We start from the raw sequence: 24007 nt of genomic DNA, 5'->3' as shown, positions 1-24007 counted from the left end.
AAACGGGGCTTTCGGACGTCTTGTCGAGCATTGGCACCGCATTCTTTCAGTGCCTAGTCTCGACAAATTAGCTTACGCGAGCCGTCCGGACGAGCCCCGAACGGCTGCTACGTTGAGATATCAAAACTACGCGCGGTCCCTACCTTCAACTGCGGCGCTCAGTAATTTCTCCAGGGCCTCATAGCCTTCGTCGCGGCGCATAAGGAAGCCCACTACATCTTTCGCATCGAAACGGAATGGCTCAGATTCCATGACTGTCCTGAAAAACGTGTTAGCCAAGACGATACCGCCCTGATTAAGCCAAGGCTCTGCGCTCCTGCTATCCACTTGATCAAAGAATTCCGATAAAACGGCGGTTGCTAAGGGGCGCATATCGATGGAGGAGGAGGAAAGCTCCCAATGCCAGCGTCCCTCAGTTGGGCAAAACGTAGGGCATTCATCGTTCAGCATGTAATTCCAATTACTGCTTTCCCACATCCACGACGCTGGCAGGAGCAGGCACGGAGTTCTGCCTTCTCGATAGACAGTCACCTCATGATTGCGACCATTACCCCAAACCTCGACCGGTCGCCTTTGAAAGTATTTCAGGGCTCGCTCGCGTAGTTTGAAAGCTGCCAGTCGAGCGTTGACGCTGCTTTGCACTTGGGCCGCTGTCCTGCCATCGGCTACTTCCATCACCGCCGCTCCAATATTAATCTCCAGTTCGTGCAAAGGTTGCAGATCTAGGTAGAGACGTCCTATCAGAGGCTCTGGCAGGTTAGCAATGCACCCCGAGTCCAGAATAATCGGCACAATTCGAACACCTGGTTCATCGGCAATCTCGGTCAGCATTTTCAGCTCGCGGTGCAGACCTGAACCTTCTCGCTGGGCTGCATTGACATAGTCTTGGTCACATAAGCACAAGATTTGGATCGGGCGCTCGGACAAGGCCTTGGCGATGACTCCATCGATCGAGTCTCCAAATGCAATGCTGTCACGGTCCCAAAATACTTTATGGTTCCAACTAATTTGGGTGAGGACCCGTTGCCGTACCCATTCCTTGCTCTCAAATCCATTGCCCCATGCGTAAGAAATGAAGATGTGGCCACGGTTTTCTAGTTCAGTCATTTTCCGAATCTTCTGCGGAGTGAGCTACTTCGCCGGGTCGCCTTACTGGACCGACGTATTGCGATGCACACGTTGACACGAAAGACCTTACCGAGGAATGATGCAGGCTCATTGCTATCACATGAGGAGCTCTTGGGCATTGATGAGTGTTTGACTCGCTTGTAAGTAGGCGTGGCCGCACGGTCAGACATGTGATGGCAAGAAATTGCAGCAGAAACTTAATGAAACTGTGACGATGGTTTCCATATCCTCTTGATAGGGTTGCAGCCGCTAAGCTACTCGCTGCGCTCAACCTGTACCAACGGATTCGAGAGCGAACAACCTAAGGAGAGAATTGTGCTGAAGAGCCGTAATATCGCCGGAATTGAGATCTTCAGAGCCAGTCCAGCACACGAAGAGCGCGTATACAAAATAATCAAGGAAGCGGTTTTCAAAAAATTCAGACCGGGTCGGTACACTGATAAGGCTGTCATTGTCGAAATCGTAAACCTGATGTTCACTGAGTATTACGCGCTCCTGGATGAGTACTTACCTAAGGTTAGCCCCCGAGAGTTCGTCACCTACCTGGCGTCCGAATACGAGCGTTATGGTCAGGTTGCTGATGCTCATAAGCTCAATAAGCTGTCCGAAGATGAAGAAAACCTCTGGCAGCCGTATGCGCTGCATGCGAGAAGGGGCATCAAACATCTTTTTGAACTGCTGTGCCGCTCCAATATGGCATCTGACAAAGTCGCCAAAACTCAAGACGAGCAGGAAGACGCGATCTCTATGGTCTTCATTGCGGTGGAAGAGTTGGTCAGCTTGTACATGAGGAGCGACAATTACAGGGGCTTTCTAGACGAGGTCACGCTGACGCTCGATCCGAGCGAGTTCACCTACTTCCATGTGGAAGAGGACGGCAAGCTCAAGTTTGACATTCGTGAATCGGTTCGTGATTTTGAAAAGTACGTGCCGTCCCCTATGTTCCTCCAAGACATGGCCGCGCACGCCGAAATCCTAGACGCAAGCTTCGTCGAGACACTCGGTCTGAGTTACAGGGATACGCTGGGCACGCTTGGTTGGATCATCGACAACTATAGCGACAAGCAGAATCCCGAAGCGCTGGGCATGTTCGAATGGAAAGAAGCAATCGAAACGATCGCCCTGAATTTTCGCATCACTTCAGAGCAGGCGGAGTTGCTCCTGAATGGCTTTTGCCTAAGTGCGCAAACCATGGAGGATCGGGAGCTGTTTCGTCCAAAACAAGAGTATCGTGCGTATAAACGAGCTTTCTTCAAAGATCCCATTGATGGCGTTGACTGGATATTTTTCTCCCGGCGCATGGCGCAGGAGTGTTTGAGCATCCTGATTGCCGACGTGCCTTTTAGAAAATTACCGCCCGAGTGGCAGTCCGTGAGCGTAAAAAAGGCACTCGACGTCTTGTCTCTTAAATCTGGCCGGTGGTTCGAGAATGTCGTAGAACGAAATCTCGAAACTTTGGGCATTGCGGGATCCTCTTCAGTCAAAAGTTTGTCGTTCGGTAACGGCCAGAGCATGAAAATTCCACCCGAAGTGGGTGAGATTGATTTCCTCGGCTTCCATGAGGCGCAAAAATTATTGGTGATCATCGAGGTGAAGCAGGTTGGATTCACGACCGAGCCTCGTACGTTTTTGGATGATCAGTCCAAGTTTATAGGCGACTCGAAAAGCTACAGTGCCAAGTTCATAAAGAAGTACAACTGGGTGCTAGAGAACGTGGAGAATGTGGAAAAACACTTTGCCCATAAATTCAATTTGGACACTAGGCTTGAGGTGGCTGGCTACGCGATGGTTACGTTGTACCCGACCATAGTGTCCACCAAGATCAAAGAGTTTTCCTGCGTATCGATCAGTGAGTTTATGAACGCATCGCAGAGCGGTGAAATTTGGCCGTTCAGCAAAAAAGCGCTGCTGAAATCAGAGTGACAATCAGGCTCTGCCTATGCTGAGCCTTTCTCGGTTATCACATCGTTGTGATAGTGGTACATGCGGAGCCATAGCCCGGGTTTGCTGCGGAATGCTTACTACTCATTTCTGGTTATCACGCGATAACCTAGCAGTCCTGGGTTTATGCCGATAATGAGGCTGTCGATCGGTATGCTCACGCACCCGCAATATTCTCCCGTACTGATCGTGAAAGCGTGTCTGGCTCGGCCCCCCTGACGCTAATGTGGCGCGGTGTCGAAGCTTATAGTTCAAGAGCGTAGATAGACTTTGGCATCCTACAGAGCTAAGAGGTCGTCATGAAAAAAGGCCCCGGCAGTTTTCGCGTGCATAGCATTCAAACCACTACGCCCATAAGGCTGAAGCCCCGGAATACCAAGTGATTCGTACTTGCGGGGCTCGCGTGGGTACACAAGTCGCGTCGCTTACCAGCTCACTCATCCAGTTCGTTGGATACTTCTTTCGCTAGGTCAATGAAAACTTGCACCGCTGCGCTCTAAAAGGCGTCTTGTGCCGCATAAGGACGGCGGTTCACTGCAAGCGTTTTATCCCCAGCTTGGTGTGCACTAGGTCGTCTTGGGCCAACGCGATTTTGGCAGGCTATAAAGTCGACAGATTAGCCCGGCGAACAATTTCGATTCCCCCAAGGAAATTGGCCTCCGTCTGCACTTGAGGTCGAATAGCGGGCTTGCGACAGCAGCGGTCGATTTGTTCGCGGGTGGAAAAATCTGTACTGAGCAGAGCCAAAGATTCGGCGCTGAGGTCTTGCAAACCAATGGACCTTTCCTCGTCCAGAAGCAGTCGCTCGGTGCCTACAGACAGGGGGCGTTTCAGGAGGTGTATTTGCATGATAAGCACTGCACCTTAGAGTAGAGCGCCCTTTGGGCATGGTTAATTGATAAATGCAGTATGCTTAGTTCTTTTGCTCTTCCTGGACGATATGGGGTGGAAGGATGGCTGAACTGGAGCAAAATCAGACGAATCTGGTAGACGACATGCCTGCAAAGATTGAAGAGGCGCAGATCGAATCTGAATTGCGAGATCTTGAAGTTCATAGTGCGCTGGACGCAGCTCCATTGCGCGTCCCTGTAGAGGTTTTGGGCGACAGGGAATTTGAGCTGCTGATGTTTCGCTTGTTCCAGGACTGGCAGTGCGAGCAGGGTAAGCATCCGTGTGGTATTGAGATTCGACACGACAGTACCTGGTTGATGCAGGGTACAGCGGATATGGGCCGCGATGTCGTGCTGATGCGTGAGGGAATGGCTGTCGGCGTCGTTCAATGCAAACACTACGCGAACGATTACACCTTACCGCAAGCTTTGAGGGAAATATGTCGATTCATTCTTGCTGCGAAAATCTACCCGGCTTTACTGCCCAATCCTGACGACTTTACCTACGTGTTGGCGCTATCTAGGAGAGCCAACGGCAAAGCCGCATCCTTGTTTCAAGAAACGGCGCGTGTTCTGCGTGAGTCTCCAAAGCTATTAACTGAAGCTGTGGACAAGGCCATTCTTGATTTTAAGGGATTGTCGAAATTGGACCCGACCGAAGCGCTGACCCACGTTAGCGACGTCTTAGCCCGAATCGATATTCAACTGCTGCAACAGCAAGACCTAGCGATCTGGCTGCATAGTAGCGAAATGGTGTTCTCGACCTTTTTTCAGGCGCGTTACGTCGTAGACAAAGCTGAGGTGATGGAGCGCTTAGAACAAGTCATACAGCTGTTGAAAGGTAACTTTTCGTTAGAAGCGTTGGACCAAAGTCGGGAGCTATCCGCCTTGGCTGTTGCTCAAGCTCGTAAGCACGACGGCACGCAGCGCCTGATTAGCTTGTCTGAGGTTTATACCCGAAGAAATATTGAAGATGAAATAGATAATAAGATTGAAAAGTCCTGCACCACCACAGAACATGGTGTACTGATTGCGGTCGTGGCACCCGCTGGCTTTGGCAAGACCAGCTTGTTGTGGGGATGCCACAGGCGGTGGGATGAGCGTACCGACACGGTGAGCTTGCCGCTGGCGGCTGCGCAACTGGCCACAATGCTTCCAGGTGCGGGCTTCGAGATCATACGTGGAGCGTTGTTGAAGCATGCGGTGAATCTGCGAGACGCTGGGATTCGATTCACAGTATGGTTGGATACCTTTGATGTGCTGATGCACCGTGAGGATCTTTGGCCGCTCGCATTGCAACTGATTCGCGAATTGGTAGAGCAGGGCGCTTCGGTGATCATCTCCAGTCGGCCCGAGGAGTTGGCTGATCTCAAATTTGAAGACTTGGTGACGTCTACTGTTCGACTATATTTGAACGAGTACGACGAGGATGAATTCCCTCGAGCCTTGCAGGCACATTGTGCCGCTTTCCATGCCGGTGCCGACGCCATCGCTCAGGCATCGCTGTACGCGACTCGGTTAGCGGAACTGGTGGCCCTAGGCCGACCCGCAAAGGACGTGTGTTTAAATCCACTTGCGCTTCGCATGCTGTTTGAGTTGTATGCGCCGGATCAAGTACCTGAAGATATTGACTCGCTGCGGCTATACCAACAGTACCTAAGCACACGTGTCAAAGTAGATATACGAGCAGGTACACCGCATTCCGCTGCAAAGCGCGAGAGCCTACTTAACACTGCAAAGCTTATCGCGTTAAAAATGTTCGCATCGTCGGCGCCTTTTTTGACCGAACAGCAATGTGATGATTTGACCTTTTATAACAATGTCGATTTTTACGACATCCGTGAGTTAATCAGCCGCCACCTTTTGAGGCGAAACGCTGGTCGGATAGAGTTCTTCCACCAAACGTTCTTCGAATATATTGCGGGATTAGCCCTGGCTGAGAAGTCAGGATATTCGCCTGATATTTGCAGGACCGACATACTGCAGCATGCGGATGACCGCTTCGAGTTTCCTATTCGCCAGCATCAATTCTGGCACTGTGCCCGCCACAATTCCTCGCCAGCGACCCTGATGGCACCGTACGTAATCAGCCTTTTGCAACAACACCATCCTGGCCCCTCGAGCACTGCTTTGCGACTGCACTTGATGGACAGCCATGGGTATGTGAGTGGCCGAGAATATTTGCTGGAGAAGGTTCGTGATGGCAATGCCGACGTCCTCAAACGCGTCTGTCAGTTAATTCATCACCTACCGCGCTCGCGTGCAGACGAAGTTCAAGCGCTGATCGTGGCGGCCAAGCCCCACCAAGATTGGAAAATTCTTCAATGGACCTCCAATTTGCTGATCTGGCTATCCCCTGTCGATTGGCCAACTTGCAAGCGCCTGATTGGAGAACAAAACTTCATCGGTAGCCTGAACCGACTGGCGAGTGCTAATGGCATTGTCGCGAAAATAGGTACACAGATACTGCAACACGGTCTCACGGCCGATCCGTCGTTTGTGCTACGAAACTCTATTCGCTTGTTGCGGACCGGTCGACAGGAAGGGGTTACCTTAATATTTCTCATCCGTTGCGCAGGTGCAGACTCCATCAAACGCAATCATGCGTGGTGGTTGGTCAGGCAATTGTTGAAGTGGGCCCGATCATCCTCAGCATCGCAGCTCGGCCCGGTCATAGATCTGGCGGCGCGCTGCTTGGGAATTTTATGGTCACGTTTCCCCGCACTATGCCAACTACACAGTGATCATGTGGTTTTAACCAAGACCGCAGACCTGCACCTATCATTGCGAGCACTCGCATTGATAGAAGATGAGGCTCTGCTTGGTATACGCAATAGATTACTGATGCGCTTGAATCAGAATTTAGGCCCCGCCGCCTTGCAGGTTCTGTTGCAGCAAATGGTGATCCCACAATTGCAGAGCACTAGACTGTTGCCTGCATTGCGCTCCCAGGTGATTGGTCGGTGCGCCCAACTAGTAGCTGGCCTGAGCGACCAATCCTATGCATGGGAGGCATCAATTAAGTCGGTTGTGGTTGACTTCGTGCGGGTACTTCACGATCAGGAAAGCTGTCCCGCAGCACTCGATGACTTCCTCTGTCTCATCCCAGCTAAGCAATGGCTCGACGACCTTAGCCTGTTACGATTGTTGCCTATGGCTTTAGTCAATGGGTTGCCGTATGCAAAAGAGTCATTGCTTACGCTGTTGGGCGACACTGAGCAATATCCTTCCCACGTCAGCGTGCTAGGAGCGGCGTTGCCTAGGTTATTACGCACCTCTTCGCATCTGGATATGGCCTTGAGCTTGGCTGTAGCTGGGCAGTCCAGCACCTTGGCAATTCGCGCTCTGAATAAAGCTATTGCCAATGACGGCTGGTCAACTCTGCGTCCCGCCGCAGAGCGGCACGCCCCGAGCCTGTTACAGCTTGCCTTGATCATGAGCCAAGATACAAAAGCACAACCGCGTGCATGGGCCTATGCGCTGCTGGATCTGTTGATCCAGCAAAGATTGGCGAATAGGCTTTCGCAACCCCAAGTGCTGAGTTGGGCGGAGCAGGAAACCAGGCTTCGTACCTCCGCACAGGTTGCCGTACAACATTTGCTAGTGACTTGCGTCAACGTGGAACATAGCGAGCAGACCATACAGGTGCTATTGAATGCCGCACTGAATCAACCTGGGAACGTCCGGCATCACTCCATCTTTCAACTGCGGCAGGCATTGGTGTTGAAGGGGTTAAGCTTGAGTCAACCGCTACTGGCTGCTCTGATCGACTTCGCATTACAACCCGACGCCAAATTGCCACAAGTCAGGCTGCTCGGGCGTGTGATGGATATTCAATTAAATACAAGTGACATTGCTGGAGCAAATCTTACGGCTCTTCGGTTGTTGTACAGTCCTGCTCTGAAGCATCTCAGCGCTGTGCAAAAACGTCGGATTTGTCACCAGCTGGACAAGTCTTTTCAATATCTTTACTTCCGCCTAGGAAAATCCGAACTTAAGTTGCATCTGGAAGCTCTGGCACAGCTAGATGCTTTGGCGGGACGGCTGGTGGTGGTTGCTCTTTGCAAAACCACTCGTTCAGACCGGGATGTATGGGCGCGCGAGCTTACGACTGATGATTCTGTGCACTGGTCTTTGCGCAAAACCGTCAACGATTACCAGCAGTATCGCTGGATATCTCCCGCCATCCCTTGACGTTGCCCCAATTCATTATCACCCGGGATATCCTTACCATCTCATTCGGCGTCATACGTTTTGGGAGTTGCTTCCGATTTCTGAGACGCATCAAACGTCCGAATGGGTCGATAAACCACTCGCGAGTGGCCGCTAAGCGAACGGACGTAAGATCCCATGGCGCATTCAGTCGGTGATTTGAGGTTATCCCCATTCGGATGTATTAGCTCTGGAATAAAAATAGGAAAGCGCCGTCGTACATACCTATCCTGAACAGAATCCTGTTTGGGGTAAACTCCTGATTCCGCAGTCAAGCTCAACTAGCGCATTCATAGGCACAAACGAAAAGGGCCTATTTGGTACTCGATGGACCACAGCTCCGCAGATCAAAGCGGGATTATGTTGGAGCGACGTCTTTTGGTTTTCATGACGTCTCCCTCCTTGAGTGCCTGTGTCAGCGCAACCTTACTCGGCACGTGTGCAATGGTACTGAGTGGTTTATCTATTTATACACTTGCACAACCCACACACGGTCATCGCCGTCCTGGTCGCCGAAGACTTCTATGTCTCCTGACGGTGCTATTACTGAGACAGTTCGTACACTAAAAATTGGCTCAACCTTGCATCCGGCCTGGTGGTAGAAATCTGCTTGGGTCTTAGCTTGGTCTTCGGAGTCACAGATCTGTATTGCTAACTGAGTCATTTTATTTCCCTCCGCTTAGGGCGTCATTTAGTGGTTTTGCGGTTCCGTTGTACGAAAGAAGCAAAAGATCTCTAAAGTTAGGGCCGGACGTCTCTCGCAATAGCGCTTGTTTGGTGTTCTCACTGGAAAAGGTCGCCTTATTTACCAACGCATCCTTCTTCGTTTTATCTAATTTTCCAGTTGCGTCTGAGATTTTTGTCATTATTTCATTAATTACGGCAATCTGAGATTGCTGTTTTATCTTGTTGGCTTCATGTATTTCCGGAGTTACTGAGTTGGCGGGGATGGAATTTCCGGCAGTATTCACAACTCCAGACCCGCTGCCTGCGAGCAACCTTGCAGCGAAACCGGTCGCGAAATACTGCGCTAGAGAACCACCTGCCTTGGCGTTAGGTGTGGATGTGGCAGTACCCTATGGCTCCGCAGTTCGACCTCAACGAAGAGTTGGATACCCCAGAGGATATCCTCAAAAATTACTGGCGCGCAGCACGACTGCACGAGTGGGGTTGGGAGCAGATTATGAACGGTCGATGTGAAGCATTTCCACCAACTGAGCTCCTCCTGTAATTCCAATGTAACGGGTTTCATGAATGCGTCCCCACTAATTGTTCGATGATCTTGATGTGGAATTCCGAAATAAATGCGACAGGTCTTGAGCTGATCCGAAGAGTGTGGTAATGGATTGTTTCCCCTAAGGCTCGCTACTAAACACTCGATTACCCCGCTCTAGCAGTCCGAAATAATCAGAGCCTACTCAGGCCATTCCAAGCCCAATATCCAGGCAAACGGCAATTCATTCGATTGACGCCAGAATAATGGCCATCTAATATCGCGCCACTATTGTGCCACTGCTCTCCATTCGAGGGATCGAACATGTCCCCACCCGCCCTCGTGGCGAGGTTGTGCCTGGCTTTGCTGTGCCTTTCTCCGCTAAATCTTGCTCACGCCGCTCCCACCCCCGGTGAAACCGACCTCATCCGCGAACGCCAGGATCGCCTGCTCGAAGAGCAGCGTCGGCGTCTCGAAGAGCTCAAGGAATTGCCCGGCAAGGCCGCCAAACCCACGCAACCGACGGCCCCGGCCGACGCCCGTTGTTTCCCCATCAAGGACATTGAGCTCAAAGGCGCCGACAGTCTTTCCGCCAGTGAGCGCGAGCGGCTTCTCAAACCCTATATCGGCCAGTGCCTGGGTGTTACCCAGCTCAATGAACTGCTGAAAGTCATCACCGACCACTACATCGAGAAAGGCCTGGTCACCAGCCGTGCCTACTTGCCCCAGCAGGATTTGTCCGGCGGGCATTTGAAGGTGCTGGTGGTCGAGGGACGGCTTGAAGGGTTGAAGGGCGCAGACGACAGCAAGCTGTCGGACCGTGAACTGGCCATGGCTTTTCCCGGCAAGACTGGCGAACTGGTCAACCTGCGGGAAATCGAGCAACTGGTCGATCAACTCAACCGTTTGCCATCGAATCAGGCACAGATGGAATTGGCTCCGGGCAAGAACGTCGGCGGCAGCGAAGTGCTGGTCAAGAACACCCCGCAAAAGCCGTGGCGTGCCGGGGTGTCCCGCAGCAACGACGGCCAGCGCAGCACCGGTGAACAGCAGTGGGGCACCACGTTTGATTGGGACAGCCCGCTGGGCCTGGCCGATCAGTTGAATCTGCGCGGCGGTCACGATGCGATGACCGATCACCAGCACACCTCCAACAACGCGCTGCTCAATTACAACCTGCCGTGGGGCTGGTGGAACTTCAATTACACCTACAGCCAGAGTGAATACCGCTCGCAGGCGCAAGCCAACGGTTTCAACTTCAAGCAGACCGGCGACAGCGAAAACCATCAATTGCGCGCCGAGCGGGTGATCCATCGCGATGCCGTGAGCAAGACCTCCCTCAGCACCGGCCTCTCGTACCTGCGCACCAATAACTTCATCGAAGACAGCAAACTCAAGCTGAGCAGCAACCGCATCAGCGAAGCACAGTTCGGCATCAACCACGGTCGGCGAGTCGGCAGTGCCTTCGTCAACCTTGACCTCGGCATGCAGCAAGGCATCGGCGCGTTCGATGCTCAGGGCAACGGTCACCCGGGCCCCGGCGAACCGGATGCGCGCTACCGCAAATACACCGCCACCGCGAGCTACCTGCAACCGTTCAAGGTGTGGGGCGAGTCGTTCAGTTTCAGCAGCCTGATGACCGGCCAGCGCAGTGAAGACGTGCTGTTCAGCCCGCAGCGCACTAGCCTCGGCGGGCTGTCGTCGATCCGCGGTTACAAGGATCAATCCTTGTCCGGCGACAGCGGCGGTTACTGGCGCAACGACCTGCGCTGGAGCCGTCCGGTAACGCTGGAATGGCTGCGCCCGGTGTTCGCCGAATACGGCACCAGCCTCGGTTACGACCAGGGCGTGATCCGCGGCGATCGCTACAACGGCGACCAGCACGGCCGTATGTCCAGCAACTCGGTGGAGGTGTTTGCCCGCGGTCAGCACCTGGCCGCCAGCGTGACCTTTGCTCATTCCCTCGAACGTCCAGACACCCTGACCGAGCGCGAAGCGCCGATCTATTTCCGCCTGGATTTCTTCCTCTAATTTCGCTGCATCGAGACCTTCGACATGGACGCCCGTCAATTCGCCTTCCTGAGCCGTCAGCCTTCTTCTGCCGTGAAAACCCGCGAGCACTTCTGGGGCATGCCCAAGCGGGGACTGGCGTTCCTGTTGGCCAACGTAATGTTCTGGCAACCGATGTGGGCCCAAGCGGAAGGAATCGTCGTGGCCTCGCCAGGCACCAGTCTCGGTCAGGCGGGCAACGGCGTGCCGATCGTCAACATCGCCACGCCCAATGGCACCGGCCTGTCGCATAACCAGTTTCACGATTACAACGTCGGCACCCAAGGCGTCATCCTCAACAACGTCGCCAACCAGACTGGTGCGACGCAATTGGGCGGCATCATCGTCGGCAACCCGAATCTCACTAATCGTGTCGCTGCGCAAACCATTCTCAACGAAGTGGTCGGCGGCAGTCCGAGTCAGTTGCGCGGTTACACGGAAGTGGCGGGTCAGTCGGCGCGCGTTATCGTCGCCAACCCTTACGGCATCAGTTGCAACGGTTGCGGGTTTATCAATACGCCGCGTGTGACGTTGACCACAGGCAAACCGGTGCTCGACAACGGACGTCTGGATCGCTTCCAGGTCGATCAGGGCAGCGTCTCCATCGACGGCGCCGGGCTCAACGCCAACAACGTCGACAGCTTCGAAATCATCACCCGCAGCGCGAAGATCAATGCCGAAATCCAGGCGAAAAACCTGACGATTGTGGCCGGTCGCAACGACGTCAATGCACAAAGCCTCAATGCCACCGCACGCGCCGATGACGGCAGCGCGAAACCGCAACTGGCCATCGATTCGTCGGCGCTGGGCGGGATGTACGCCGGGGCGATCAAACTGGTTGGTACGGAGGCCGGGGTCGGGGTGAAGCTCGACGGCAAACTGATCGCCAGCGGTGGCGACATTCAGCTCAATGCCAACGGCCACCTGAGTCTGGTCGACACCTCGGCCACGAACGGCGCCGTCAACGTTAAGGCTGCCAGCCTCGACGCTCGCGGCCCGGTCTATGCCGGCACGGCGCTGAACGTGCAAACCCAAGGCAACCTGACCAACCAGCAAACCCTCTCCGCTCGGGACACCATCACCCTGAGTGCCCTCGGTGTGCTGACCAACAACGGCGTCATCGAAGCCGGGGTCAACGCCGACACCAGCCGCAATGCCAGCGGCGATGTGAGCCTGAGCGCACAGAACCTCAACAACACCGGCAAGAGCGTGGTGGCCAGTCGCACCCTAACGGTCAATTCAAGCCAGACCCTGAGTAACCAGGGCGGTACGCTGAGCGCCGCGCAAACCGCCAACATCACCGCCGGGACCCTGGATAACCAGAACAATGGGCGAGTGTTAAGCAGTGGCGCGCTGAACGTCACGGCCAATCAGGTCCTCAACACCAAAGGGGTGATCAACAGCACCGGTAATTTGACGGGCACGATCGGTCAGTTGAACAACAGCACCGGTGAGATTTCCAGTGCTGGCATTACTCGGCTCAACGCAACCACACTGAACAACCGCAGCGGTCAGGTCCTGGGCGACCTGGGTTTGAATATCGACCTCAGCGGCGCTCTGGATAACCGCGACGGTGTATTGGGTTCGGGCAAGAGCGTGGATCTCAAAGCCGCCAGCCTCGACAACCGCGACGCCGGCGTGGTGGTCAGCGACGGCGGCCTCACCGTGCGCATCAGCGGTTTGCTGGATAACCAGAACACGGGCGAAATTAGCGCCAAGGGCGCCATCGATGTGCGCACGGGCAAACTCGACAACCGCGGTGGCACAGTCAGCGGTAAAGGCACGCTGACTGTGATCAGCGATTCTGCCGATAACCGCGCTGGGGTGATCCAGGCCGACAAACAGCTGAAACTGCAAGTAGGCCAACTGGATAACCGCGACAAAGGCTTGATCAGCGGCAAGGCCGGTATCGTCTATGACGGTACTCGCCTGGACAACAGTGGCGGCTTGCTCAGTGCCATCGGCCCAGTCACCCTCAACGCCAATGAAGTGCAAAACGCGGCCGGGCGGATTTCCAGCCAAAGTGACCTCACCGCCACCATTGGCTTGCTGCAACAACAAGGCGGGGCGCTGGTCGCCCAAGGTAACATGAGCCTGACCGGCACAACCCTCGATAACCAAAATGGCGGTCTGGTTGGCACCACCAAAGCGCTGACCCTGAAGGTCGACGACATCGACAACCGTGCAGGCGAGCTCTCCAGTAGCTTGTTGCTGAACATCAAAGGTCAGCGCCTGGACAATAGCGACGGCGGGAAAGTGCTGGCCGCTACCGATCTGCAAATGGTCGTTGCCAAACTGATCAACCAGAATAAAGGCCTGATCGTCGCCAAGGGCGCAACGACGTTGACCGGCACCACGCTGGACAATACCGGCGGCACCTTCGACAGCCTCAATGGTTTGGTGATCACCCTTGACGATGCCTTGCTCAATGGCCAAGGGCTGATCAGCAGCGAAGGAACATTGACCGTCAACGCGGCCAGCCTCGATAACAGCGCCGGCAGCCTGAGCAGTGCCGGTGCGTTGTCCGTGACCAGTCGTGGCGGCTTGCTCAATCTGGGCGGCTCGATCAGCACCGATAACACCTTGTTTCTTGACAGTGCCAGCCTGGATAACAGCCAGAAAGGCCTGATTTCCGGTAAAGATGCCACCCGCGTCGTCACCGGCAACGTTGATAACAGCCTGGGTGGTCGTCTCATCAGCGGCAGCACCCTGGAGCTCACCACAAAGCAGGTCAACAACGCCGCCGGGCGAATTGCCAGCCAGCAAGCGTTGACCGCTTCGGTCACCGGGCTCGATCAACAGGGCGGTGAACTGTTCAGCCAAACCAGCCTGAGCCTGGACCTGAACAACGGCCAACTGAACAACCAGAACGGTCTGATCAACGCGCCGTTGCTGGTGTTGAAAAACCTCAAGGACGTCAACAACCAGCACGGTGAAATCTCCAGCGCCCAAGCCTTCACACTCGCCGCTCAGAGCCTGGACAACAGCAACGGCAAATTGCTGAGCAATCAGGGCCTGACCCTGCGCATCGCGCAAGCCCTGAACAACCTCAAAGGTGTGATTTCCGCCGCGTCCCTGGATAGCCACAGCGACAGCCTCAACAACAGCGAAGGCTTGATCAGCAGCCACGACCGGCTGGAACTCACCACCGACAACACACTGGATAACCAGCAAGGTGCGGTCATCGCCGACGGTGAACTGCTGCTCACCGCCGACACCCTGGACAACCGTGGCGGCGATATTGCCGGCAAGGCCGACGCCACCGTTCAGGTCAAAACCCTGGATAACCAGAAAGGCCAATTGATCACCACCGGTGTGCTCAAGCTGACCGCCGACACCCTCGACAACCGCCAAAAAGGTCTGCTCGGTTCCACCAACGCCATGACCCTGACGGTCGATGAACTCGATAACCGCGGTGGTGAAATCAGCACCAACGCCGACCTGTCGGTCACCGGCACAAAACTCGACAACAGCGATGGTGGCCAGGTTTTCACCGGTCAAGCGTTGACCCTCACGGTGGACCAGTTGCTCAACCGCAACAAAGGCCTGCTTAGCGCCACCACCGCGCTGAACCTGCAAGGGCGTTTGCTGGATAACAGCGGCGGCAACCTGCTCAGTTTGCAAAACATGCACTTGAACCTGACCGGCGTATTCGACAACAGCCTGGGCCAGGTCAGCAGCGAAGGTGCATTGACCGTCAAAACCACGCAACTGACCAACACCCAAGGCAGTCTTTCCAGCGCCGCCGGTCTGGCGCTTACCAGCGATGGCAGTGTCAGCAACCAGGGCGGTGCAATTGTCACCGATGGTGCGCTCACACTCACCAGTGCCAGCCTCGACAACCGCCAGCAAGGCAGCATCAGCGCCAAAGGCGCGGTGAAAGTCACCACCGGCGCGTTCGATAACAGTCAGGGTGGCCGACTCAACAGCGCCAGTACCCTGAATCTCGTCGCGGGCCAGGTCACCAACCAGGATGACGGCCGTATCGGCAGCCAAGGCGCCTTGACCGCTTCGGTTACCGGGCTGGATCAGCAGGGTGGCAAGCTGTTCAGCAACAGCAGCCTCAGCCTGGACCTGAACAACGGCCAACTGAATAACCAGAACGGCCTGATCAATGCTCCCGGTGCCTTGTTGCTCAAACAACTCAAGGGCGTCAACAACCAGAGCGGTGAAATCTCCAGCGCCGAAGCCTTCACGCTGACCGCGCAAAGCCTGGACAACAGCAACGGCAAATTGCTGAGCAATCAGGGCCTGACCCTGCGCATCGCCAACGCGCTGGACAACGTCAAAGGCCTGATCGGCGCTGCGTCCCTCGACGTGCGCGCCGCCAGCCTGAACAACAGCGGCGGCAGCCTGACCAGCCGCGGTGATCTTGAACTGACCGTCGATGGTTTATTGCGCAACGATGCCAAGGGGCTGATCAACGCGGCTCAACTGCTCAAAGTCGGTAGCGCCGAATTCAATAACCAGAGCGGCACGGTGCTCGGCGCGAGCGCCGTCATCCTCAACGCCATGGCGCTGAACAACCGCGATAGCGGGTTGATCAACAGCCAGGGCAATCTGACCCTGACCGCCACTGGCCTGGACTCCAGCAACGATGGCGAAGTCTCGGCCAAGGGCGATATTGACCTGACCCTGACGTCTCTGACCCAAGACGGCGGTCGCCTGCTCGGCGAAAAAGCCGTCACCGTGGAGCTGGCCAACGGCGACTTCGACAATCGCAACGGCCTGCTCACGGCCAAGGGGCCGCTGACCCTCAAGCACCTGCGCGATCTCAACAACCAGAACGGCGAAATCTCCAGCAACCTCGGTTTCGATGTGATTGCCCGCGCCATGGATAACAGCGCCGGCAAGCTGATCAGCAGTCAGCTCCTGACGGTCAACGGCACCAGCCTGGTCAACCAGAAGGGACTGATCTCCGGCTGGCAGGGTCTGACCGTCAACGGCGATAGCCTTGATAACCGCGACAGCGGCACACTCTCAAGTCGCAACGGTGATGTTGCCGTGGACCTCAAGGGCGCGTTGCTCAACAGCAATGCCGGGGCCTTGGTCAGCCAGGGCAGCCTGAGCGTCAAATCAAAGCGTCTGGATAACAGTAACAAAGGCATCCTCAGCAGCGCGGCAGGACAGACCCTGACCCTGACCGAGTCCCTCAACAACAACCAGGGCGGCTTGATCGACAGCGGCGCCGCACTGGGCATCACTGCCGGCGCATTGACCAATGCGGGCGGCACGATCAATGCGCAACAGGTGATCAATGCCACGGCCACCGGCCTGGACAACACGGCCGGGAGCATCGCCGGCAATGGCGCGGTGACGCTGGATCTGCTCGGTGCATTGACCAATACCAGCGGCAAACTGGTCGGCACCGGACCGGTGCTGATCAAGGGCGTTACCGACCTCGCTAACCAGAACGGCCAACTCGCCAGCCAAAGCACGCTGACCCTCCTGACCGGCTCGCTGGACAACAGCAACAACGGCACCCTCGCCGCCAAGGACGCCTTGCAGATCACCGCCAGCGGCGCGGTACGCAACAACACCAATGGTTTGATCTACAGCCAGAACGCCGGCCTGAACTTACAAGCAGCCAGCCTGGCCAACAGCAAAGGCGCGATCCAGAGCCAGAATGGTCTGACCCTCAACGTCAGCGGCGACCTCGATAACCAGAGCGGCAAAGTCATTGCCGAGAACGGCTTGGTGATGGTCAAAGCCGCCAACATCGACAACCGCGGTGGGGTGCTGTCGAGTATCAAAGGCGCCCTTGAAGCGCGAACCGTCGGCGTGTTGCGCAACGGCTACGACCTCAACAACAACCGCCAGGGCGGAATCATTCAAGCCCAGGGCCTGACGCTGTCGGCACTGGCCGGCCTGGACAACAACGGTGGACGGATCTCGGCCCAAGCCACCGACGCAAGCATCACCACCGCCGCGTTCGACAACCGCAATGGTGTGCTCTACGCCAAGGGCCTGGTCGGTGTGACCGGTACCAACCTGGACAACGGTAACGGTCAGATTGCTGGCAACCGCATCGACCTCAGCCTCAGCGGCGCGCTGAACAACCGCGCCGGTATCGTTGAAAGCGAGACCACGCTGACGGTAAAAGCCTCCAGTGTCGATAATCAGACTGGCCGGCTTCGTTCCTTGGGCAGTACCGGCAAGACCAGCTTCCAGATTGGCGGCCTGCTGGATAACCGTAATGGCGTGCTCGAGACCGCCAACACCGACCTGAACTTGGCCGTTGGCAGCTTTCTGAATGCCGGTGGTCAACTCAATCACGTCGGTCTTGGCCGGTTTGATATCTCCACCGCCAACGTCATTGGTGCTGGGGGCAGCATCATCACCGGCGGCACGCTGGATCTGAATGCCGATAGCTGGACCAACTCCAGCGTCATCCAGGCCGGGCGCTTGAACGTTAATGTCGGTAATTTCAGTCAGACCGCCAGCGGTCAGCTGCTGGCTTCTGACTACTTGCAAGCGCGTGGCGGCAACTGGACCAACGATGGCCTGATCGCCAGCGATGGTGTCGTGGATATGCAGTTGGGCGGCAGTTACAGCGGCAACGGGCGGATGTCGAGTCTGGGTGGTCTTTCTCTGACAGCAGCGCAACTGAACATTGGTGCCGCTGGCAGTATCGCCAGTGGTACCTACTCGACGGTCAAAGTTGGTGGACAACTCGGCAATTCGGGCCGTATCACTTCCAACGGTGAAATGTTGGTTCGCGCCGGCAGCGTTGCCAACTATGGAACTTTGGGCTCGGCTGAAACCCTTGATCTCAATACCGCGTCACTGCTCAATGATCGAGGGCTGATCTTCAGCGGCACCGACATGACGCTGAGCGTCGCAAACTTCACCAATCAGAACGGCGATCTGTACGGATTGCGTAACGTCGTCATCAAGGGTTATGGCGCAGATCAGGCCTTGCAGGTCTCGAACATCTCCGGGTCCATGGAGAGTGTCGGCAACATGTCGATCAATGCCACGACCCTGGACAATCGTGGCGAAAAGTTTGAGGTATCGCGCAAGCTGGTGTCCAGTTTCATTGCGGTTCATTGCAATGATTGTAGCGGCGACACCTATTACGTCGATTATGGTCTGCGGGAGATCTACGAGGGCTCTGTTTCGGACCAGTCGCCCGGGGCAAAATTGACCTCGGGCGGTAACTTCACATTCAATGGCGGGGACTTCCTCAACAGCCGCAGCGAAGTGACGGCGGCTCGCAACATCACCATCGCGGCCAACAACTTCAGCAATATCGGTGCGGCCGGTGGGACCATTGAGCGCACACGGATTTTCAGTGCGCCGGGGATTACCGACGGTACGCACAATCGATTTGCCCTAGGGGCGATGTGGGAGTTCAACAAGCGCAACGACAACGGGCCGTTAACGTTCCACTACATCGATGATGTCGGGCAGTTCCGAACCACCGACTACGCCATGGAGGATTATTTCCAGAAGGGTAGTCAAGAGCAGCGCATGATCCTGGTGGACAGCGTAACCAAGCGCAAATTGGTTAAATATGGCGCATGGCATAAGCCTGAACGCTATGAAACTTCCGAGTACGACCCCGACAACCTGCTACCTCTTCCAGCCCAGCTCACCCGCTTCAACGTGAGCAGCGATGTTGAGGTGTCCCGCGACGGCGGCGTAGTTCAATCGGCCATCGTTCAGGCAGGTGGCAAGGTCAGCATCACCGCCACGCAGAACCTCACCAATAGTGTGATCCATCAGGATTACGGCTTCATCGCCGGCATCGACCGCCGACAAGACACCCAAGGTGGCGGTACCGGAAAACCGCTGCTGGTACACCTCAACAGCCAACTACCACCGGAGCTTTCTCAGCAGCAAGTCAACCCGCTGACATTGCCGGGCTTTAGCCTTCCCACCGGGGAGAACGGCCTGTTTCGCCTCAGTGAACAGGGCGCAAGCAGTCTTCCAGCGGGGGTAGGGACACAGCATCCGTCGAACTGGACCGTCGGCAGCGAAAACGTCAGCACTCTGGAACACATGACCGTTGCATCCAGCGGTGGCCCGCGCAGCTTGCTGGTAGACACCCCCGCGGTCCTCTCCAGCAGTGATCGCGCCGTAGATCCGGTCAGGCGCCCACCGACGGTGACTGCGGGCGTAGCCAGCACACTCGACGCTTCCGTGACCTCGGTCGCTCCTCGCAGAGGCGGGCTCGGCAACGACATCAAGTCCACGATCGGCATTCGTCCCCTGACTCGCGTCACCGGCCTGCCGGACGTGAAAGCGCCGGCCAACGGCCACAAATACCTGATCGAAACCAATCCGGTACTCACCAACCTCAAGCAGTTCATGAGTTCGGATTACCTGCTGAGCAACCTCGGCTACGACCCGGACACCAGCGCCAAACGCCTGGGTGATGGCCTCTACGAGCAACGTCTGGTTCAGCAAGCCGTAGTCGCCCGCACCGGCCAGCGTTTCATCGACGGCCAGACCTCCGACGAAGCGATGTTCAAGTACCTGATGAACAACGCCATCGCCAGCAAGGACCAACTCAACCTGTCTGTGGGCGTGACGCTTACCGCCCAGCAAGTCGCTGCCCTGACCCACGATATCGTCTGGCTCGAAGAGCATGAAGTGAATGGTGAAAAGTTGTTGGTGCCGGTGCTGTACATGGCCAATGCCAACAATCGCCTGGCACCGAATGGGGCGTTGATTCAGGGCTCGGATGTGACGTTGATTGCTGGTGAGAACCTGAACAACTCCGGGACTTTGCGCGCCAGTAATGATCTGAAGGCCACAGCGGGCAATGATCTGACCAACAGTGGGTTGATCGAGGCAGGCGGTCGAGTGGACTTGCTGGCCAGTAATAATCTGGTGAACAAATCCGGGGGAATCATTGCCGGGCGTGATGTGAACATGGTCGCCATCGGTGGCGATGTAATTAACGAACGCACCGTGACAGGGATGGATGCGCGCTATTCGGGCAAAACCCAACATCGGGATTTTGTGGATACCGCCGCACGGATTGAAGCCGCCAACGAGCTGACGATTTCGGCCGGCCGCGACTTCACCAACTCTGGCGGCGTGCTCAAAAGCGGCGGTGACACATACATTGATGCCACTCGTGACATCAACATTGTGTCTGTGCAAGAGCGCACGACGGACAGCAAGTCTCGCTATCTTAACGACAAAATCACGCAGTTGGGCGCATCAATAGATGCCGGACGCGATTTGACATTGAAAAGCGGACGGGACATCGCTGTGGTCGCCAGCGACATTGCTGCCAAGCGCGACGTATCCATAACAGCCACCGAGAACGTGTTCGTCACATCCGCAGCGGACGAGAGCCATACCTACTCCAAAGTCCGCAAAACCATCCGCCAGGAAGATCATGTCGACCAAGTAGCGTCGTCCATCACGGCTGGTGGAGATGTCGACATGTACGCTGGCGCCGACATGACGCTGGTATCGAGTCGGATCAAGGCCGGTGATGAGGCCTATCTGGTGGCGGGTGGGAATCTGGAGCTGTTGGCGGCGCAAGACAGCGATTATTCGCTGTATGAGATGAAGAAAAAAGGCAGTTTTGGCACTGGGAAAACTCAGCGTGATGAAGTTACCGATGTGAGAAACGTCGGTACTGAAATCACCACCGGTGGGGACCTGACCTTAGTCAGTGGTGGAGACCAGCGCTATCAAGCTGCCAAGCTCGACAGCGGTAAGGACATCGCCCTGCTCAGTGGTGGCTCCATCACCTTCGAAGGCGTGAAAGATCTTCACCAAGAAAGCCATGAGAAAAGTCGCAACAGCATGACCTGGAGCTCGGCCAAGGGCCGAGGCAATACCGACGAGACACTGCGCCAGACCGAAATGATCGCCAATGGCAATCTGGTGATTCATGCCGTCGAAGGCTTGAACATCGACATCAAGGACATCAACCAAAACACCGTCAGCCAGACCATCGATGCCATGGTCAAGGCTGATCCGGGTCTGGCCTGGCTCAAGGATGCCGAGAAGCGCGGTGATGTTGACTGGCGTTTGGTGAAGGAAACTCACGACTCCTTCAAATACAGCAGTTCTGGCATGGGGCCGGCAGCGATGTTGGCGGTGATTATCATCGTCAGCGTGCTGACGGCAGGGGCGGCCAGTGCTGCAGTGGCTTCTGCCGGCAGCACCATGGGCGCCGCAGGCGGAACCCTGGCTACGACAACGGCTGCGGCTACTGCGACAACGGCTGCGGGCTTGGGCAACATTGTGGCTTCGGCGGTGTTGACCTCCATGGCCAGCAGCGCCGCAGTCAGTACGATCAATAACAAAGGCAATTTAGGAGACACCTTCAAGGACGTCTTTTCGTCCGAGAGCCTAAAAGGCTATGTGCTAGCGGGTGTCACGGCAGGGATCGCCGCCAAGTTTGGCTTCGTCCCTACCGAACTGAAGTTCGAGGTGGAGGCAGTAAAAACCGTTGCCATCAAGGCGACGGCCGATGCCCTTGCAAAAACAGCGATCATGGGCGGTAGTCTGAAAGACAACTTGATCGCCTCCGCACTGGGTTCGGCGATCAGCATCGGCGGCGCGGTGACGGCGAACAAGATTGGCAACATCACCGTTTTCGACAATGGCAAATTGTCCAAAGTCGTCATGCATGCCGCGTTGGGTGGCTTGATGGCCGAGGCTATGGGCGGGGACTTCCGTACCGGGGCGATTGCTGCGGGGGCGAATGAAGCACTGGTTGATTTCCTGGCTGACAAGCTGCTGCCGGTCGGGCTTGACCATAACAGCCCTGCTTACATCCAGGGTGTGAATAAGTTGCTGGCGGCATCACAGTTGGTGGGCGTTCTGACCGCCGCTGTGACAGGGGGCGACGCCTCCATTGGCGCTGCGGTTGCAGAAAATGCAACGGCTAATAACTTTTTAAATCACACCGATGTAAGAGAGCTGGCTGAAAAGGCGAGAACCTGTGAGGCCAAGGGAACGTGTGATCAGTTGGCGGAAGAAGTAAAAGTCCGAAGCGCTGCTAATCATGAACGACTTCTTGGGTGTGAATTGACGCACAACTGTGCCGAAATCAGAGCGGAAATTGATGCTGGTTCACGTGCCGTGGATGAACTCGCTGTTACTCTGCCTGACGGGGAAGCCAGCGACATTTTTGGCCGGCTGACCAGTATCGGAGGTGACAATCCCAGTGACTGGACATTGGCGGGCCAGCTTCATCTGGACGATACAGCCAACATGTACTGGAACGACAACCCAAACTGGGCGGGTTCCTTTGGGCAGTATCTGGATCAGTCAGGGTTCAATCCATTCTCTATCAACGTTCCAGGTGTAGTTCCAGGTGCTGTGGGTGGCGGGAAAACCACTACAGAGGTAGGCTATGTCGATGTATTTAAGGGGAACCCGGGTCGTCCGAAAACCAAGGATGTCGTATTTGATACGAACAAATTTAAATACTTGTTTGGCGATGTTGCCCTAGATGATCACAACACGCCGAGAGCTAACCAGCTGGCTACCGCAATGAAAAGGCTCGGTTTTGCAGATAATGATGTAAGCAGGAATGTGCTGGCGGAGCATTTTAAAGGCGTGCCAGACAATGTCGGGAGCCTGACGAAAGCATTCTCGAATGAATTCGGTAACTATGAGAACAGAGAGTCAATACTGTTTGGACCGAGTAATAAAGCGGTGATGTTTTTCTCAACCTATGAAGTGCTTCCTGATGGGTCCAGACGTTTTATTACTACCATTCCGAAAGGCATGACTAAACAATGAGTAATCTGAATAGCTATCCTGACGCCAGTGAGTTGTTTGAGTTTTTTTGTACGGAACCATCGTTTTTTGACCGAGAGAAAGGACATTTCGCCTATGAAATCTCTGTGGGTTCAGAGGGCGTGTTGATTTTTTCTTTTTCCGTCGTTGAGGGATGGGTTCAGACCGTTTTAAAGTTTAAAGATAATGTGGTGACAAAGTTTCTTTCCGAAGGGATTAGTGAAGTATGGATTTCGACGGGTACTGATAATGCTCTTTGTGCGCGAGGAGGTTTTAACGGTTCAACGGTGGCGTTGCGTTTAAGGGTCTATCCAGATCTTTGTATTGATTGGTCCATTCTTGAGGATTAAGGGCTAGAAGAGAAAAGGAGGCGGGATAAACAGGGGTAGTCCACGTTTTTCTTGAAGAAAGAGCAGTGCTCCTTTCGATTTAAATGTGGTCTGTCCCCGTTTTTCTCCGATTTTCTATCTGTACTTGGCGGTTCGCGATTTGCTGCCGAAATTGAAGCTTTGATTGGGCGACGAGCTCGGCGGGGATGCCCGGGCAGACCGAAAAAAAATTCTATTTCTTAGATAGAAAATCTGCTTTTCCCCCATTTTTACTAGGGGTTTCGCATCGTTGTTGCTGATCTGTTGGGTGGACTTGATCCATCGTTTCAATAGCCGCTTATCAGTTGTGACCTTCAGCACACAGCGGCGTTCGCGGGGAGCAGCGCACCCAGTCGTTTGGGGAGGAAACGTGATTGACCCTCTTAAAAGGACGAAAAAAAATGAAATAGGTAGACACAAATGAGCGCGCGCAGCTTTCAAAAGCCCTCCAGCCTTGGTGTACGGCCCGTATTTACTGGGCGAGC

7 protein-coding genes are annotated in these 24007 nt (G+C 55.3%); 5 read left to right on the top strand and 2 right to left on the bottom strand.

The window, feature by feature from the left end; genetic code table 11:
* Positions 1 to 126 precede the first annotated feature (126 nt).
* Entirely contained in the window at positions 127 to 1107 is a 981-nt protein-coding gene (locus tag ACA044_RS29840) for a TIR domain-containing protein (RefSeq protein ID WP_497444437.1), read from the bottom strand.
* 336 nt (positions 1108 to 1443) lie between these two features.
* On the opposite strand from ACA044_RS29840, the gene ACA044_RS29835 reads away from it, so the two are divergent.
* Positions 1444 to 3051 carry a hypothetical protein gene (locus tag ACA044_RS29835; protein ID WP_497444436.1) on the top strand — a complete coding sequence of 536 codons (1608 nt, stop codon included), beginning with the start codon at positions 1444 to 1446 and terminating at the stop codon, positions 3049 to 3051.
* Positions 3052 to 4022: 971 nt separating this feature from the next.
* Positions 4023 to 8153, top strand: a complete 4131-nt coding sequence (locus tag ACA044_RS29830) for a hypothetical protein (RefSeq protein WP_497444435.1) — start codon at positions 4023 to 4025, stop codon at positions 8151 to 8153.
* 683 nt (positions 8154 to 8836) lie between these two features.
* Here ACA044_RS29830 and ACA044_RS29825 read toward each other — a convergent pair.
* Positions 8837 to 9142 carry a hypothetical protein gene (locus ACA044_RS29825; protein ID WP_497444434.1) on the bottom strand — a complete coding sequence of 102 codons (306 nt, stop codon included), beginning with the start codon at positions 9140 to 9142 and terminating at the stop codon, positions 8837 to 8839.
* 566 nt (positions 9143 to 9708) lie between these two features.
* Between ACA044_RS29825 and ACA044_RS29820 the strand changes: the two genes are divergently transcribed.
* From ACA044_RS29820 to ACA044_RS29810, 3 genes are read left to right on the top strand one after another with little or no spacing between them, the layout of a single operon-like run.
* Positions 9709 to 11415, top strand: coding sequence for a ShlB/FhaC/HecB family hemolysin secretion/activation protein (locus tag ACA044_RS29820; protein ID WP_497444433.1), 1707 nt, complete (start codon positions 9709 to 9711; stop codon positions 11413 to 11415).
* 24 nt (positions 11416 to 11439) lie between these two features.
* Positions 11440 to 23157, top strand: a complete 11718-nt coding sequence (locus ACA044_RS29815) for a two-partner secretion domain-containing protein (protein ID WP_497444432.1) — start codon at positions 11440 to 11442, stop codon at positions 23155 to 23157.
* Positions 23154 to 23504, top strand: a complete 351-nt coding sequence (locus tag ACA044_RS29810) for a hypothetical protein (RefSeq protein WP_497444431.1) — start codon at positions 23154 to 23156, stop codon at positions 23502 to 23504. Before ACA044_RS29815 ends, ACA044_RS29810 begins: the two co-directional genes overlap by 4 nt.
* Positions 23505 to 24007: the final 503 nt, after the last annotated feature.

The sequence above is a fragment of the Pseudomonas sp. LBUM1673 genome (assembly GCF_059695645.1).
Note: the sequence above shows the minus strand (reverse complement) of the source record. Positions and strands in the feature narration are given on the sequence as shown.